Annotated in this window: 13 protein-coding genes; 10 read left to right on the top strand and 3 right to left on the bottom strand. The window is 70.1% G+C overall.

Features of this window, described 5'->3' with window-relative positions; all coding sequences use genetic code 11:
* Window positions 1-177 precede the first annotated feature (177 nt).
* A complete protein-coding gene (locus PV679_RS26035) occupies window positions 178-1,464 on the top strand; it encodes an adenylosuccinate synthase (RefSeq protein ID WP_319682825.1) in 1,287 nt (428 codons plus the stop codon).
* Window positions 1,465-1,532: 68 nt separating this feature from the next.
* On the opposite strand, the gene PV679_RS26040 is transcribed toward PV679_RS26035, so the two are convergent.
* Complete coding sequence (locus PV679_RS26040) at window positions 1,533-3,443, bottom strand: serine/threonine-protein kinase (RefSeq protein ID WP_319682826.1); 1,911 nt, start codon at window positions 3,441-3,443, stop codon at window positions 1,533-1,535.
* 275 nt (window positions 3,444-3,718) lie between these two features.
* On the bottom strand, window positions 3,719-4,357 hold the full coding sequence (locus tag PV679_RS26045) for an HD domain-containing protein (protein ID WP_319682827.1): 639 nt from the start codon (window positions 4,355-4,357) through the stop codon (window positions 3,719-3,721).
* A 172-nt stretch (window positions 4,358-4,529) separates the two neighbouring features.
* Between PV679_RS26045 and PV679_RS26050 the strand changes: the two genes are divergently transcribed.
* From PV679_RS26050 to PV679_RS26070, 5 genes are all read left to right on the top strand, one after another.
* A complete protein-coding gene (locus tag PV679_RS26050) occupies window positions 4,530-5,501 on the top strand; it encodes a GlxA family transcriptional regulator (protein WP_319682828.1) in 972 nt (323 codons plus the stop codon).
* A gap of 110 nt (window positions 5,502-5,611) precedes the next feature.
* Complete coding sequence (locus PV679_RS26055) at window positions 5,612-6,985, top strand: aspartate aminotransferase family protein (protein WP_319682829.1); 1,374 nt, start codon at window positions 5,612-5,614, stop codon at window positions 6,983-6,985.
* 169 nt (window positions 6,986-7,154) lie between these two features.
* Window positions 7,155-7,838: a GntR family transcriptional regulator gene (locus PV679_RS26060; RefSeq protein ID WP_319682830.1), complete on the top strand. Its 684-nt coding sequence runs from the start codon at window positions 7,155-7,157 to the stop codon at window positions 7,836-7,838.
* Between the two features lie 17 nt (window positions 7,839-7,855).
* Window positions 7,856-10,414 carry a glycosyltransferase family 2 protein gene (locus PV679_RS26065; protein ID WP_319682831.1) on the top strand — a complete coding sequence of 853 codons (2,559 nt, stop codon included), beginning with the start codon at window positions 7,856-7,858 and terminating at the stop codon, window positions 10,412-10,414.
* A 216-nt stretch (window positions 10,415-10,630) separates the two neighbouring features.
* Entirely contained in the window at window positions 10,631-11,281 is a 651-nt protein-coding gene (locus PV679_RS26070) for a hypothetical protein (protein ID WP_319682832.1), read from the top strand.
* 123 nt (window positions 11,282-11,404) lie between these two features.
* Here the strand turns inward: PV679_RS26070 and PV679_RS26075 are convergent, their stop codons facing one another.
* Window positions 11,405-12,169, bottom strand: coding sequence for an SLATT domain-containing protein (locus PV679_RS26075; RefSeq protein ID WP_319682833.1), 765 nt, complete (start codon window positions 12,167-12,169; stop codon window positions 11,405-11,407).
* A 286-nt stretch (window positions 12,170-12,455) separates the two neighbouring features.
* On the opposite strand from PV679_RS26075, the gene PV679_RS26080 reads away from it, so the two are divergent.
* From PV679_RS26080 to PV679_RS26095, 4 genes are all read left to right on the top strand, one after another.
* Window positions 12,456-12,791: a YbaB/EbfC family nucleoid-associated protein gene (locus PV679_RS26080; protein WP_319682871.1), complete on the top strand. Its 336-nt coding sequence runs from the start codon at window positions 12,456-12,458 to the stop codon at window positions 12,789-12,791.
* A gap of 84 nt (window positions 12,792-12,875) precedes the next feature.
* A complete protein-coding gene (gene recR / locus PV679_RS26085) occupies window positions 12,876-13,475 on the top strand; it encodes a recombination mediator RecR (protein WP_319682834.1) in 600 nt (199 codons plus the stop codon).
* Window positions 13,468-14,127, top strand: coding sequence for a DUF5063 domain-containing protein (locus tag PV679_RS26090; protein ID WP_319682835.1), 660 nt, complete (start codon window positions 13,468-13,470; stop codon window positions 14,125-14,127). The genes recR and PV679_RS26090 overlap by 8 nt, the downstream gene beginning before the upstream one ends.
* 875 nt (window positions 14,128-15,002) lie before the next feature.
* The gene (locus PV679_RS26095) at window positions 15,003-16,274 is read left to right on the top strand and encodes an aspartate kinase (RefSeq protein ID WP_319682836.1); all 1,272 of its coding nucleotides are present in this window, start codon (window positions 15,003-15,005) and stop codon (window positions 16,272-16,274) included.
* Window positions 16,275-16,291 lie beyond the last annotated feature (17 nt).

Below are 16,291 nucleotides of genomic sequence, written 5' to 3' on the forward strand. Positions count from 1 at the left end.
GCAAGAGCCCCTTGCGCTATTGCGCCAGGGGCTTCGTCTATTCCGGGGCAACCGGTTCGACGGTTCGGGCTGTGTCGTACAACGCTGTGCGATCTCATACGGCGTACGCACGCCGTGTGGAAGGCGTTCGCGCGCCCCCGACCTTGGACATGCCCCGCCCGGAAGGGGTGTACGCCTGTGCCCGCACTTGTGCTGCTCGGTGCTCAGTGGGGTGACGAAGGCAAGGGAAAGGCCACCGACCTGCTCGGTGGTTCCGTGGATTATGTCGTGCGCTATCAGGGCGGCAACAACGCCGGCCACACGGTCGTCGTGGGCGACCAGAAGTACGCACTGCATCTCCTCCCTTCCGGAATCCTCTCACCGGGATGTATCCCGGTGATCGGTAACGGAGTGGTCGTCGACCCGGCCGTCCTGCTCTCCGAGCTGAGCGGGCTCAACGAGCGCGGTGTCGACACATCCAAGCTCCTGATCAGTGGAAACGCTCACCTGATCACTCCGTACCACACCACGATGGACAAGGTGACCGAACGTTTCCTCGGTTCGAGGAAGATCGGCACGACGGGCCGTGGCATCGGCCCCACCTACGCGGACAAGATCAACCGCGTCGGTATCCGCGTCCAGGACCTCTACGACGAGTCGATCCTGATCCAGAAGGTCGACGCGGCGCTCGACTTCAAGAACCAGGTGCTGGCCAAGCTCTACAACCGACGAGCCATAGAGTCCGGCAAGATCGTCGAGGAACTGCTCACCTACGCGGCGAAGTTGAAGCCGTATGTCTCCGACACGACCCTGGTGCTGAACAACGCGATCGACGAGGGCAAGGTCGTCCTCTTCGAGGGCGGTCAGGGCACGCTGCTCGACGTCGACCACGGCACATATCCCTTCGTCACCTCCTCCAACCCGACAGCGGGCGGCGCCTGTACGGGCGCGGGCGTGGGGCCGACGAAGATCAGCCGGGTCATCGGCATCCTCAAGGCCTACACGACGCGAGTGGGCGCCGGTCCCTTCCCGACGGAGCTGTTCGACGCGGACGGCGAGGCGCTGCGCCGCATCGGCGGAGAGCGGGGCGTCACGACGGGCCGGGACCGCCGCTGCGGCTGGTTCGACGCGGTGATCGCGCGCTACGCGACCCGGGTCAACGGACTCACGGACTTCTTCCTCACCAAGCTGGACGTGCTGACCGGCTGGGAGCAGATCCCGGTGTGTGTGGCGTACGAGATCGACGGCAGGCGCGTCGAGGAACTCCCGTACAGCCAGACCGACTTCCACCACGCGAAGCCGGTGTACGAGTATCTGCCCGGCTGGTCGGAGGACATCACGAAGGCGAAGTCCTTCTCCGACCTGCCGAAGAACGCGCAGGGATATGTGAAGGCGCTGGAGGAGATGTCCGGAGCGCCGATCTCGGCGATCGGCGTGGGTCCCGGCCGCACGGAGACGATCGAGATCAACTCGTTCCTCCAGTAGCCGGATCCGCTGTACCGTGCCCCGGCGTCCGTCAGGCCGCCGGGGCACTTCGGTGTCCGTCAGGCCGGTCAGCCGGCCTTCTTGTAGGTCAGCGAATCCCCGGTCGTCGTGACCCGGCGCAGTCTGCCGTCGGACAGGATCGTGAGCTCCGTCGGTGTCCCGGGAGTGCAGGCGGTCATCGGTTCGCCCGTGGTGACCTTGGAGGCGCCGATGCTGAGCGGCGCGCCGGAGGCCGGAGCGGACGTCAGAGGCGCCTCGAAGACGCAGTGGTAACTGCTGCCGCCGTCCGCGGCCGGGCCGTCCGCCGTCAGCGAGAGGACCGTTTCGCCCACGTCGCCCTGGCGGATGACGAGCCGGCGGGTGCTGAAGCCCGAGCTGGTGTCGACACCACCGGTCCAGGTGCCGAGGTACTCCGTGGGCACATCGCCCTTCTCGGCCGACGGCGACGGCGAGGCGGACGCCGAGGCCGACGCGGAGGAGGAGCCCGGCCCGTCGCCGGCCGGAGGCTTCGGGTCCTGAGAGTCACTCACCTGGGCCGCCCGGTCGTCCTTGGCGCTGCCGTCGCCGAGGAAGGCGTAGACCGAACCGGCCGCGCCGAGCGCGACGATCACCGCCACGGCGATCAGCGCGACCGTGCCGCGCTTGCGGGGCTCGGGCTCGGGCAGCGGAGCGGGACCGTACGGAGCGGCGGGGCCGAAGGAGCCGGCGCCGCCGTGCTGCGGAGGCGGGCCGTACGGCGTCGGAGGCGGGCCGTACGCCGGGTGCGGATAGCCGTAAGGACCCGCGCCCTGCGGCGGCACAGGTGTGAGCGCCGGTGTCTGGGCGCCGGGCGGCAGAGCGGGCGTCCGCACGGCCGGTGGCAGCGCCTGAGCCGGGCCGCCCGGCGGCCGCGCGGAGTCCGGAGGAGGCATCGGAGCAAGCTCCTCGGCAGGTGCCGGGGCCGGTGACGCGGCGGCGACGATCATCGTCGGCATGCCGCTCACTCCGGGCGCCACCCACGGCGCCGGCTCCACCCGCGCCACCGCTCCCGACGACGAACGCTCCTGCTCCGCCGGGTTCTCGTGCTCCAGCAACTGCACCGCGTGCTGGCCCAGTTGCGCGAGCAGCCCGACCGGCAGCCAGGGCTCTCCGCCGGGCCCCACGCCCGAGTCCGAGGACTCGCCGACCCGGGCCAGGATGTCCTTCGTGGTCGGCCGCTCGGCCGGGTCCTTCTGGAGGCAGGCGTCCACCAGCTCCGCCAGCCAGCGCGGAAGTCCCGACAGTTCCGGTTCCTCCTGCGCGATACGGAACATCAGCGCCGGTGATGTGTCCTGCCGGGGATCGGCCGCGCCGAACGGCGTCCGGCCCGTCGCCGCGTACGCCAGGACCGAGCCGAGGCAGAACACGTCGCACGCGGCCGTCACCCGCTCGCCGCGCACCTGCTCCGGCGCCATGAAGCCGGGCGAGCCCAGCAGCGCGCCGGGCCGTGTCAGACCGCTGTCGCCGGCCGTCTCCAGCGCGCGGGCTATGCCGAAGTCGATGACGCGCGGCCCGCCTATCGTCACCAGCACATTGGACGGTTTGAGATCACGGTGGATGACACCGGCCGCGTGGATGTCCTGGAGCGCGTGCGCGAGACCGGACGCGAGAATGCGCACGGAGTGTTCCGGCAGCGGACCGTGCGGCCCCGAGACGACCGACTGGAGAGCCGGTCCGGCCATATAACCCGTCGCCAGCCAGGGCGTCGCCGCCTCCGTGTCGGCGTCGAGGACCGGCGCCGTCCACGCGCCTCCGACCCGCCGCGCGGCCGCCACCTCCTGCCGGAACCGGTCGCGGAACCGCTTCTCCTCGGCCAGTTCCTGACGTACGAGCTTGACCGCGACCGTCCGGCCGCGGTCGGAGCGGGCCAGATAGACCTGGCCCATCCCTCCGGCGCCGAGGCGCGCCAGCAGCCGGTAGTCACCGATGCGTTGTGGATCTCCTGCTGCGAGCTTTTCCATGGCCGCGCGGCCTTTCCTCGTACTCCGAAGTGCCCCTGAAACCGTCAGAAGCGGCGCGCTCGGCGGTCTCCGCCTCGCTCGCCGCCCTGGCCGGCCGCTGCGTTGCCGCGTCACGCGGGTACGGCCAGTACGAACGCGATCGGCGCCTCGCATCCGGCCGCGCCGGGACGCCTCGCTCGCGGGCGAACGTTACCGGGCCCGAGGCCATGACTGGTACGGCGGACCGCCCTTGGGCCGGGGCACGCCGCACGGCGGAGCGGCTCCGGGCGCGTTCCTCACTCCGGCCAGTCGGAGTTCTCGATCACGTCGACGAAGTCCTTCCGTACGAAACCGGGCGAGAAGCGCGCCAGGACATCCGACTTCACATTGCCGAAGGCCGTGTCCGGCCGGTGCTCGATTCCCTCCGTGAACGCCTGGAGGATCCGCCGCTTGAAGTCCGGCCGCGGGTGCGCCGCGACGACCTCTTCCCGCGCCTTCGCCGGGACGACGTCCAGTCCCATGCCCAGCACATCGAACTCGACCCCGGCCGTGACCAGGGCCACCTCGGGCTCCATATGGGCCGGGATCTCCGGAGTCGTGTGCAGCGCGATGGCGGTCCAGACGATGCGCGCGCTCTCCTGCGACAGTCCGTGGCGCAGCAGGAAGCCCCTGGCCGCGTCGGCGCCGTCGATCTCGAAGCGCTGCTTGGAGGCCCGGTAGCCCTTGGTGAGGCCCAGGTCGTGGAACATCGCGCCGATGTAGAGCAGTTCGGGATCGTACGACAGCGCGCGCCGCTGTCCCTGGAGCGAGCCGAAGAGGAAGACCCGGCGGGAGTGGTCGTACAACAGCGACCCGGTGGTGTCCCGCACCATCTCGGTGGCTTCCCTGGCCAGACTGCTGTCGGGGATCTCGATACCGGCGATGCGCTCGGACATGACGGATTCCTTTCACGAGGCGGACTCCGGGGCTTGGCGGACCGGCCCTGGGTGCGGCGGCCTCCGCGTGCGGGGCCTGTCACCACTCTCACGCCGGTCACCCGGACCCCGCCATGTCCATCCAGACGTACATCCCACACATCCGGCCATCGACGCGGGCTACCGTGGCCGTATGCGGGGCAGAGAGCGCAAGGACATCAGCGTGTTCGTGTACGACGGCGTTCGGCTGATGGATGTCGCCGCGCCGCTGGAGGTGTTCGGGACGGCGGCGGGACTCGGCGGTGCGTACGCGCTGACGGTCCGCTCGGCGGACGGCGGGCCGGTGATCACCTCCACCGGTACGCGGCTCGGCGCCGACGCGCCCGTCGCCGGGACGGGCCGGATCCACACTCTGGTCGTTCCCGGCTCCGACGAACTGCCGCACCGGCCGCCGCCGGCGGGGCTGCTCGACGCGGTCACCGGGCTGGCCGGCCGGTCCGCGCGGATCGCGTCCGTCTGTACGGGCGCCTTCGCGCTGGCCGCGGCCGGACTGCTGGACGGGAGGCGGGCGACCACACACTGGCGGCACGCGGCCGTCCTGGCCCGGCGCTTTCCGGCGGTGGACGTCGACCCGGACGCGATCTTCGTACGGGACGGCCGTATGTACACCTCGGCCGGAGTGACCGCGGGCATCGATCTCGCGCTCGCGCTGGTCGAGGAGGACGAGGGCGCGGATCTGGCCCGTGAGGTCGCCCGCGATCTGGTGGTGTTCCTGCGCCGGCCCGGCGGCCAGTCGCAGTTCTCCGTCGCCGCGCGCACTCCGAGTCCGCAGCACGACGTGCTGCGCGGCCTGCTGCGGGAGGTCGCGGCGGATCCGGCCGCCGACCACTCGCTGTCCGCGCTGGCCCGGCGCGGCGGGCTGAGCGCGCGTCATCTCACGCGGCTCTTCGGCGAACAGGTCGGCAGCACTCCGGCGGCGTATGTCGAATCCGTCCGGCTGGAGGCGGCGCAGGCGCTGCTGGAGGCGGGAGAGACGGTGACGGGCGCGGCGCGGCGCAGCGGTCTGGGCAGTGACGAGTCGCTGCGACGGGTCTTCCTGCGGCAGCTCGGCGTGACTCCGTCGACCTACCGGGCGAGGTTCCGTACGACGGCTCGGGCGTCCTGAGCCGTACGGCGCGCGCCGGCCCGGTGCGTGGACATCCTGCCGATCAATGCGGCCCAGGCCATACACCGTGGCCATACCGCCACCCACCGGCGCGTCCCTAACCTGGCCGGATGAACCATCCTGTTGACTACGCCGCTTCCGCCGACCCGCGGACCGGCGCCGCCGTGAAGGCCGCGGACCGCGCGCATGTGTTCCACTCCTGGTCCGCCCAGGAGCTGATCGACCCGCTCGCCGTCGCCGGCGCCGAGGGCTCGTACTTCTGGGACTACGACGGCAACCGCTATCTCGACTTCACCAGCGGCCTCGTCTACACCAACATCGGTTATCAGCACCCCACCGTCGTCGCCGCGATCCAGGAGCAGGCGGGCCGCCTCACCACCTTCGCGCCCGCCTTCGCCCTCGATGTGCGCTCCGAGGCCGCGCGCCTGATCGCCGAGCGCACTCCCGGCGACCTCGACAAGATCTTCTTCACCAACGGCGGCGCCGAGGCCGTCGAGAACGCGATCCGGATGGCCCGGCTGCACACCGGCCGTCCCAAGGTGCTCTCCGCGTACCGCTCCTACCACGGCTCCACCTCCACCGCGATCAATCTGACCGGTGATCCGCGCCGCTGGGCGTCCGACAACGGCTCGTCCGGCGTGGTCCACTTCTGGGCGCCGTTCCTCTACCGCTCGGCCTTCTACGCCTCGACGGAGGCGGAGGAGTGTGCCCGCGCGCTGGAGCATCTCGAATCGACCATCGCCTTCGAAGGTCCCGCGACCATCGCGGCGATCATCCTGGAGACCATCCCGGGCACGGCCGGCATCATGACTCCGCCGCCCGGCTATCTCGCGGGCGTACGCGAGATCTGCGACCGGCACGGCATCGTCTTCGTCCTCGACGAGGTGATGGCGGGCTTCGGCCGTACGGGCAAGTGGTTCGCCGCGGAGCACTTCGATGTCGTCCCTGACCTGCTGACCTTCGCCAAGGGCGTCAACTCGGGCTATGTGCCGCTCGGTGGTGTGGCCATCTCCGCCGCCGTCGCGGACACCTTCGCCACCCGTCCCTATCCCGGCGGACTCACCTATTCCGGCCATCCGCTGGCCTGTGCGGCGGCCATCGCGACGATGCGGGTGATGGAGGACGAGAAGGTCGTCGAGCACGCCGCTCATATCGGTGAGACGGTCCTCGGCCCCGGCCTGCGCGAGCTGGCGGCCCGGCATCCGTCGGTCGGCGAGGTCCGCGGTACCGGCGTCTTCTGGGCCCTCGACCTCGTCCGGGACCGGGAGACCCGCGAGCCGCTCGTGCCGTACAACGCGACGGGTGAGGCGAACGCGCCGATGGCGGCCTTCGCGGCGGCCTGCAAGAAGAGCGGTCTGTGGCCCTTTGTGAACATGAACCGTACGCACGCGGTCCCGGCCTGCAACATCACCGAGGCCGAGGCGAAGGAGGGCCTGGCGCTCCTGGACGCGGCGCTGACGGTCGCGGACGAGCACACGGTGTAGGCGCGGAGCGTTCGGTGCGGCGGCTGACGCGCGATGTCCGGAGACCGCCGCGCCGCGGTCCCGGCGGGCCGGGCCGGGCCCGCCGGATCCGGCCTGCCTCGGAATGGCCCGCCCCGACCCTCCCACCCGCTGGCTTAAGGTGTCCGGAGCCGGACGAGGGGAGGAAACCATGCCCGCCAGCGGAGCCGTGACCCGCAATACCCTGCGGCAGCAGATCGCGGACGCGCTGCGTGACGAAGTGCTGGCAGGGCGTTTACTGCCGGGACAGGAGTTCACGGTCAAGCAGATCGCCGAGCAGTACGGAGTCTCCGCGACCCCGGTCAGAGAGGCGCTGGTCGACCTCTCGGCACAGGACCTGCTCGACTCCGACCAGCATCGCGGCTTCCGGGTCCACCAGTTCTCCGTCGCGGACTTCCGCGGCATGATCGAGGCACGCTCACTGCTCGTGGACGGCGTCTTCCGCAAGCTGGAGGGCGAACATGTCGCGGCCAGGGCGCACGGCGCCGCACTGGTGTCGGTACGCCGCCGGGCCGAGGAGGCCACCCGCGCGGCCAGGACCGGGGATCTGAACATTCTCATCGGCTACGACCTGCGGTTCTGGCGCGAGCTGGGCGCCTTGGTCGCCAACCGCTATGTCGCGGACTTCCTGCACCGGCTGCGCGTCCAGGCCTGGGTGTTCTCCGTGCCCTTCCTGCGCGAGGACGCCGAGGGCGAGAAGTGGCTGTGGAGCGGACACGAGCGGCTGGTCGACGCCTTCACTCTCGGTGACGCGGTGGCGATGCGCGCCGTGATCGGCGAGTACGACGATCATTCGCTCGCGTGGGCGGACCGACTGGAGAGTCCACAGCGGTGAGCAGGGATCCGGCGAGAGTGGACCCGACCACGGACTACACGGGTGTGCCACTGGCCACCGGCGCGTCCGCCGTGGATCTGAGCGTCGTCGTACCGGCGTACAACGAGGAGCGGCGGCTGCGTCCCACGCTGGACGCCATCTGCGCGCATCTGCGCGCGGATCCGGACCGGTGGGGCGAGTGGGAGCTGATCGTCGTCGACGACGGCTCGACGGACGGCACCGCCGGGATCGCCGCCGAGGCCGCCGCCGCCGAGCCGCGCGTCCAGGTGGTGAGGAGCGACGGCAACCACGGCAAGGGCCATGCGCTGCGACAGGGCGTCCTGGCCTCGTACGGCCGGCATGTGCTGGTGACCGACGCGGATCTCGCGACGCCGATCGACGAGCTGGACCGGCTCGACAAGCAGCTCACGGCCGACGGCACGGGCGCGGTCATCGGATCCCGCGCCCATCCCGACGCCCGTATCGAGGTACGTCAGCTCGCGGTGCGCGAGTGGCTCGGCCGGCTGGGAAACCGGCTGATACAGCTTGTCGCCGTCCCGGGCATCAGCGACACCCAGTGCGGCTTCAAACTCTTCGACGGCGAGCAGGCGCGGGCCGCCTTCGCCGACTCCCGGCTGGACGGCTGGGGCATCGACGTCGAGATACTGCGGTTCTTCCGGCGGTCGGGCTGGCCGGTGACGGAGGTGCCGGTGCGCTGGTCGCACCAGCCGGGCTCGAAGGTACGGCCGCTCGACTACGGCAGGGTCCTGCTGGAGCTGATACGGCTCAGGACCGGACGGACCGGCCGGACGCGGCGTCCCGCCGAGGGCCGCCGTGCGGATCTCGTCGTCGCCGGGCTCTTCCTGCTCGCCTCCTTTCTCCTCTACAAGGGGCTGTGGGCGGATCTCGACCACGGGTATCTCGCCGACGCGGGCTCGGACCAGAACCAGTGGGAATGGTTCTTCGAGGTCACCGCCGACAATGTCGCGCATCTGCGCAACCCGCTCTTCACCACGCTCCAGAACTTTCCCGACGGCGTGAACCTGATGGCGAACACCGTCATGCTCGGGCTCTCCGTGCCGCTCACACCCGTCACGCTCGCCTTCGGGCCGACGGTCACCTGGGCGCTCGTACTGACGCTGGGTCTGACGGCGACAGCCGTCGCCTGGTACTGGCTGTTCGCGCGCCGGCTCGTGCGGAGCCGCTGGGCGGCGGCGCTGGGAGCGGCCCTCGCGGCGTTCGCGCCGCCGATGATGTCGCACGCCAACGCGCACCCCAACTTCCTGGTGCTCTTCATGATCCCGGTGATCATCGACCGGGCACTGCGGCTCTGCGAGAGCGGACGCGCGGGCGCGGCGAAGGACGGCGAACGGCCCGGCGTCGTACGGGACGGCGTGCTGCTCGGCCTCTTCGCGACGTACCAGATCTTCCTGGGCGAGGAACCGCTGCTGCTCGCGGCGGTGGGCATGCTGCTCTTCGCGCTCTCGTACGCGGTGGTGCGCCGCGATGTGGCGCGCGCGGCGCTGCGGCCGCTGCTGCGCGGGCTCGGCTTCGCGGCCCAGGTCTGTCTGCCGCTGCTGGCGTTCCCGCTGTACTGGCAGTTCTTCGGTCCGGGGAGCTACCACAGCGTGCTGCACGGCGACAACGCCGGCAACAGCCCGCTCGCCTTCCTGGAGTTCTCCGGACGGGCGCTGCTCGGCGACGAGACGACGGCCGACGGCCTGGCGATGAACCGCACCGAGCAGAACGCCTTCTACGGCTGGCCGCTGATCGCCCTCGCCTTCGGGATCGTGGTGTGGCTGTGGCGGTCGGCGGTGGTCAAGGCGCTGGCGTTCACGGCGGTCGCGGCGGCTTTCCTGTCGCTGGGGCCGAAGATCCGGATCCCGTTCACGGACGTGGTGCTGCCGGGTCCCTGGCGGGCGCTCGCGCATCAGCCGCTCTTCGAGTCGGTCATCGAGTCACGGGTCGCGATGATCTGCGCGCCGGCGCTGGGCGCGCTGCTCGCGCTGGCCGTGGACCGGCTCACGGACCGGCGTGAAGGCCCTGCCGTACCACCGCGCGCGCACCGGATCGTCGGACTGGCGGCGATCGCCGCGGCGCTGCTGCCGATCCTGCCGACGCCGCTGCCGGTGCGGGACCGTCCGGACGTGCCGCCGTTCATCGCGCGGGGGACGTACCGCTCGTATGTCTCCGAGGGCGAGACCGTCGTGCCTGTGCCGCTGCCCGATCCCGGCAGCGCCGAGGCGCTGCACTGGCAGTCCGCGACGGGCCTCGGCTTCTCCGTGCCCGGCGGCTATTTCAACGGGCCCTGGGGCGAGGACCGCAGAGGCATCTACGGCGCGCCGGCCCGCTACACCTCGAATCTGCTGCGCGATGTCCGCTACGGCGGCCAGATCCCGGGGATCGGCCCCGACTGGCAGGCGCAGGCACGCTACGACCTCGCCTTCTGGAAGGCGGGTGTGGTGGTGCTGGCGCCGCAGCCCAATGACGCGGCCCTGTACGAGACGCTGGAGAAGATCTTCGGACGGCCGGGACAGCGGATCGGCGGCGTATGGATCTGGGACCTGCCGCCCGCCGGGCCGGCCGGGGCCCGCTGAGGCCCGCGCGCAGCGCCGCGCCGGTGTCGGCCGAGGGAGCGCGCGGGAGCCGGGCGCCGGGGCGCGCGGGCGCCTTCCGGCGGGGCGCGCGCACAGGAGACGGCCGGGGCTCGTCAACGCCGCCCGACCGGGACCCTTCGCTGAACGTGCCTGTCGCACTACGCTGTCCCGACCATCGCGCGCACGCGTACGAACCCGTTGGAGAGCGAGCCTCCCTTGGCCTGTGACCTGTGGTTGGTCCCCCTCGTCGATGTGCTGTGCCACAGCCCCGACAATCCCTTCGCCGAAGAGATCGCCATCTACGACAAGGCGCTCGGCGACGCCGGACTGCCGCCCGTTCCCGTCTTCGCCTATATGCCGGGCCTCTCCGGGGATGTCGCCCCGGTCGCCGGCTTCGACTACGACGCGCTGCACTTCCTGCGGCGCGCGTATCTGCTCCAGCTCTGCGGCCTCGCGGTGACACCGGTCGGTGAGCTGGGCGGTGACTACGAGCAGCTCCTGGAGATGTTCGAGTCGACGGCCCAGCAGTCCCATCTGGTCTGGCACTACGACCACGCGGGCGCGTATGTCCCGGTGGACTTCGCCGGACCGCTCTCGAACGACGAACTGCTCGCGGGCGGCGGCCCGCTGGGCTCCACGCAGGGCCTGCTGCGCGAGCTCGAATTCGTCGCCGCGTCGATCGGCATCGACGCGGCCAACCCTCCGCCCGCCCCGACCCCGCCGGAACGCCCCACGTCCTTGGAGGAACCGGCGGCCTCGACCCCGTACGACGACGGCCCCTTCGCCCGCGAACGCCATGTCTGGCTCGGCCTGCACGCGGCGGCCACCAGAAGCCTGGGCCAGGGCTCAATGATCATCTTTAGCTGACGGCGGACGGCGGACGGCGGCCGCGAGAGCGGCTGTGGCCGTTGATGTGGCCGTTGATGTGGCTGGTTACGGGGCCGGCGCCGGCGAGATCCGCGCCGGCCCCTCGCCGCCGCGCGCCGGAGGTCACCGTGGTTCCGGCGGCCGCTGCCTCGGCATGTTCGGGCGGGCGCCCGGCGGGAGCGGGAAGCGGCCCGGCGCCGGTACGGAGCCGTCCCGCGTCCCGCCCATCGGCATCGACTGCATCACCAGCGGCGCGGGCCCCGAGCGGAACTCGACCATCCAGTCCGCCGTCTCCGCCCGCACCAGCTCCGTCACGTCCTCCGTGAATCTCCGCAGCACCGCCAGACAGCGCTCCGCCGCCTCGCTCGCCGTGCCCTCCGTCGGGCCCAGCACCTCCCGTACGCACTCCGACGCCCAGTCGAACTGGAGCGTCTGGAGTCTGCGCTGCACCGCCTGCGCCGTCGCGACCGCCCGCATCCATCCCGAGGTGAGCCCGAAGTGCCGGTCGCATCCGAGACACGCCGCACCCAGCAGCAGCGAGAGATATCCCCAGCCCGCCGCTCCCACCAGCGCGCCGGTGAGGTCCAGCAGCGGCAGCGCGGCGCCCGCGGTCACTCCGAGGACCGTGGCGGCCCGCAGGACGCGTGCGACGCGGCGTTTGCGCAGCCGGGCGGAGAGATACCAGTCGACCGTGCGCAGCGCGCCCGTCTCGACCCAGCGGAACAGCTCGTCGAGCCGCTCCGCCGGTTCCTCCCAGTCTCCGAGCGGGAACGGCCCACCGGTCAGATCGGCGTGCGGCGGGCCGCTGTCTCCCTCGTCATAAGCGGCACCTGACACGGCGCTCTCCTCCCGGGCGTGGCCTCCCGGCTGCATGTCCGGCTGGCTCACCGGGGTACTCCTCTGCGATCTGCTGTGACTCCGTGTGACGGACGGTGTGCGCACGGGCAGGCCGGTGCGCGGGACGTGCGTGGTGACGCGCATGCATTCCTACCGCCGAATGGTGGGCTCTGCGCCCGAAATCCCGGTATTTACGCCCGAGCGTGCGCGTTGATCAGGTAAAGGAGGCGGGAGGCTCTCACCCGAAAGAGTTCTTCTGGCCGGGTAGGGCGAGCCGCTCGGTGACCACGTAGGCTCGCCTTACAGACAGAACGTCGTCGAAATGCCTGGAGTGACCGTGATTCCCGGTGGTGGCCAGCCCAATATGCAGCAGCTCCTTCAGCAGGCCCAGCAGATGCAGCAGGATCTCGCCCAGGCGCAGGAGGAGCTGGCGGCGACCGAGGTCGAGGGTCAGGCGGGCGGTGGCCTGGTGAAGGCCACGGTCAACGGCTCCGGCGAGCTGCGTGCCCTTGTCATCGACCCGAAGGCCGTCGACGCCGACGACACCGAGACCCTCGCGGATCTCGTCGTCGCGGCCGTCCACGCGGCGAACGAGAACGCGCGGCAGCTCCAGCAGGAGAAGCTGGGCCCGCTCGCCCAGGGCCTCGGCGGTATGCCGGGCCTGCCCTTCTAAGACCTCCCGGTAGCAACTAGCGTACGTACCAGCCGTAAGGCGGCACACCGCCGGCGGCATCGCAGCAGCAAGGAAGGCAATCCGTTGTACGAAGGCGTGGTCCAGGACCTCATCGACGAACTGGGCAGGCTGCCCGGCGTCGGTCCCAAGAGCGCGCAGCGGATCGCTTTCCACATCCTGCAGGCGGAGCCGACCGATGTGCGCCGCCTCGCGCACTCCCTCCTTGAGGTCAAGGACAAGGTCCGGTTCTGTGTCGTGTGCGGCAATATCGCTCAGGAGGAGCGTTGCGGGATCTGCCGTGACGCGCGCCGCGATCCGGCGGTGATCTGCGTGGTGGAGGAGCCGAAGGACGTCGTCGCCATCGAGCGCACCCGTGAGTTCCGGGGCAAGTACCACGTGCTCGGCGGCGCGATCAGCCCCATCGAGGGCGTCGGCCCCGACGATCTGCGGATCCGTGAGCTGCTGACCCGGCTCGCCGACGGCGCGGTCACCGAACTGATCCTGGCGACCGATCCCAATCTGGAGGGCGAGGCCACGGCCACGTACCTCGCTCGCATGATCAAGCCGATGGGCCTGAAAGTCACACGCCTGGCCAGCGGTCTGCCCGTGGGGGGCGACCTGGAATATGCCGACGAGGTCACGCTCGGGCGTGCCTTCGAGGGGAGACGACTTCTCGATGTCTGACGCAACCCTGCACGCCGTCAATCAGGACCCGGACGACTTCGCGGTCCAGATCGCCGACCAGATCGAGAGCTTCATCGTCGCTGTCACGGAAGTGGCGAAAGGTGATGAGCCCGACAGCGCCGTGCCCTTTCTGCTGCTGGAGTTCTCCCAGCTCATGCTGGCCGGCGGCCGGCTGGGCGCACACGAGGACATCCTTCCCGACGAGCGGTACGAGCCCGACCTCGGCCCGGAGCCCGATGTCGACGATCTGCGCGAGCGCTTCGCCGTGATCCTTGAGCCGATCGATGTGTACTCCGAGGTCTTCGACCCGTACGAGCCGCGCAAGGCGCCCGTGGCGTCCCGTATTTCCGACGACATCGCCAATGTGGTCGCCGATCTCCGCCACGGCCTCGCCCACTACCGCGCGGGCCGGACGACGGAGGCGCTGTGGTGGTGGCAGTTCTCCTACTTCTCCAATTGGGGTTCCACTGCCTCCGCCGCTCTCCGCGCTCTCCAGTCCCTGGTCGCGCATGTCCGTCTCGACCAGCCTCTGCCGGCGCTGGACGGCCTTGACACGGATCAGGACCTGGGCGAGGACGCGCTGGCCGAAGAGGCGGGCAGGGTGATGGCCGAGGAGATCGGCGGCCCGCTGGGCCTGCGTACGGTCACCTGAGGGCGGCGAAAAGACGGCGCGGGGCAGCGGCTACATTGCCGCTATTAAGTGGAAGACTTGAGGAGACCCGCGCCTGTGCCACGCCGTCGGCTGCCCTCGTGGGCCTGGCTTACCGTTCTGACCGCCGGAGCGCTCGCCATCGTTGGTGTGGTCGCTCTGCAGGCCGACCGTGCGGCCCCGCACGGCGCACAGGCCGGCGCACCACGGCCGTCCGCCTCTCCGAGTGTGAAGGCATCGCCTTCGCCGCGTCCGGAGTCCGTGATACCCGCCGGGTCGGGTGCGGGCAGACGCATCGTCTATTCACTCGGACAGCGGCGGGTATGGCTGGTCGACGTGGCGGACAAGCCCGTTGGCTCATTCACCGTGTGGCCCGGGACGGTCAGTCCGGCGAAGGGATCGTACGGAGTTTCTTTCCGGAAGGCGGACGGCACTGGTTCCGACGGGGCCCGGATAGAGAATGTTGTTTACTTCGCCGTTGAATCCGGGATATCAATCGCATTCTCGAATGCCGTGGACGGAGCATCACCCGAGCCGGCGGCCGGACTTCAGACCGGAGGAATACGGGTGCGGTCCGGCGACGGCGGTGCCATATGGAAGTTCGCCACCGTGGGAACGAAAGTCGCCGTAGTGGATTAGGCCCTGTCCGACACATCGTCGCCCGGCCCACGACGCCTGGCCAGGACTCCGGTCTGTGACGCGTCCCACGTTTGGCGTGTCCCATCCCAACGTGGGCAGCATCCTCACCGAGCGGCCGCGTCCGGCACCTGGTAAGCATTGGGTGGGCGGGACATCTCACGATGTGGTATAGCCGGGGTGTCATGCTGCCGCTCGCTAAACTGAGCCGACAGTAGTAATGGACTGAGCGAGGAGCGCACGTGGGCCTTGTCGTGCAGAAGTACGGAGGCTCCTCCGTAGCCGATGCCGAGGGCATCAAGCGGGTCGCCAAGCGAATCGTCGATGCCAAGAAGAACGGCCATCAGGTGGTCGTCGTGGTTTCGGCGATGGGCGACACGACGGACGAGTTGATCGATCTCGCCGAGCAGGTATCCCCGATCCCTGCCGGGCGTGAGTTCGACATGCTGCTGACCGCCGGGGAGCGGATCTCCATGGCCCTGCTGGCGATGGCGATCAAAAACCTGGGCCATGAGGCCCAGTCGTTCACCGGCAGCCAGGCGGGCGTCATCACCGACTCGGTCCACAACAAAGCGCGCATCATCGATGTCACGCCGGGCCGGATCCGTACGGCGCTGGACGAGGGCAATATCGCCATCGTCGCCGGTTTCCAGGGCGTGTCCCAGGACAAGAAGGACATCACTACGCTGGGACGTGGCGGCTCGGACACCACCGCTGTCGCGCTGGCGGCCGCGCTGGACGCCGAGGTGTGTGAGATCTACACCGATGTGGACGGTGTCTTCACCGCCGACCCGAGGGTCGTCACGAAGGCCCAGAAGATCGACTGGATCTCGTTCGAGGACATGCTGGAGCTCGCCAGCTCCGGCTCCAAGGTGCTGCTGCACCGCTGTGTGGAGTACGCACGCCGTTACAACATCCCGATCCATGTCCGCTCCTCGTTCTCGGGGCTTCAGGGCACATGGGTCAGCAACGAGCCACAAGGGGACCGCAAGGTGGAGCAGGCCATCATCTCCGGTGTCGCCCACGACACCTCCGAGGCGAAGATCACGGTCGTCGGCGTCCCCGACAAGCCCGGCGAGGCCGCGACGATCTTCCGCGCCATCGCGGACAACCAGATCAACATCGACATGGTCGTGCAGAACGTCTCCGCCGCCTCGACCGGTCTGACCGACATCTCCTTCACGCTGCCGAAGACCGAGGGCCGCAAGGCGATCGACGCGCTGGAGAAGACGAAGTCCACGATCGGCTTCGAGTCGCTGCGCTACGACGACCAGATCGCCAAGATCTCGCTCGTCGGCGCCGGTATGAAGACCAACCCGGGTGTCACCGCGGGCTTCTTCGAGGCGCTGTCGGACGCCGGCGTGAACATCGAACTGATCTCGACCAGCGAGATCCGTATCTCGGTGGTCACCCGCGCCGACGAGGTCAACGAGGCCGTGCGCGCCGTGCACAGCGCCTTCGGTCTCGACAGCGACTCCGACGAGGCCGTGGTCTACGGAGGCACCGGACGATGATCCGCATCCGCACCGCC

Source organism: Streptomyces sp. AK02-01A, from assembly GCF_033795305.1.
In the GTDB taxonomy this organism is placed as follows: domain Bacteria; phylum Actinomycetota; class Actinomycetes; order Streptomycetales; family Streptomycetaceae; genus Streptomyces.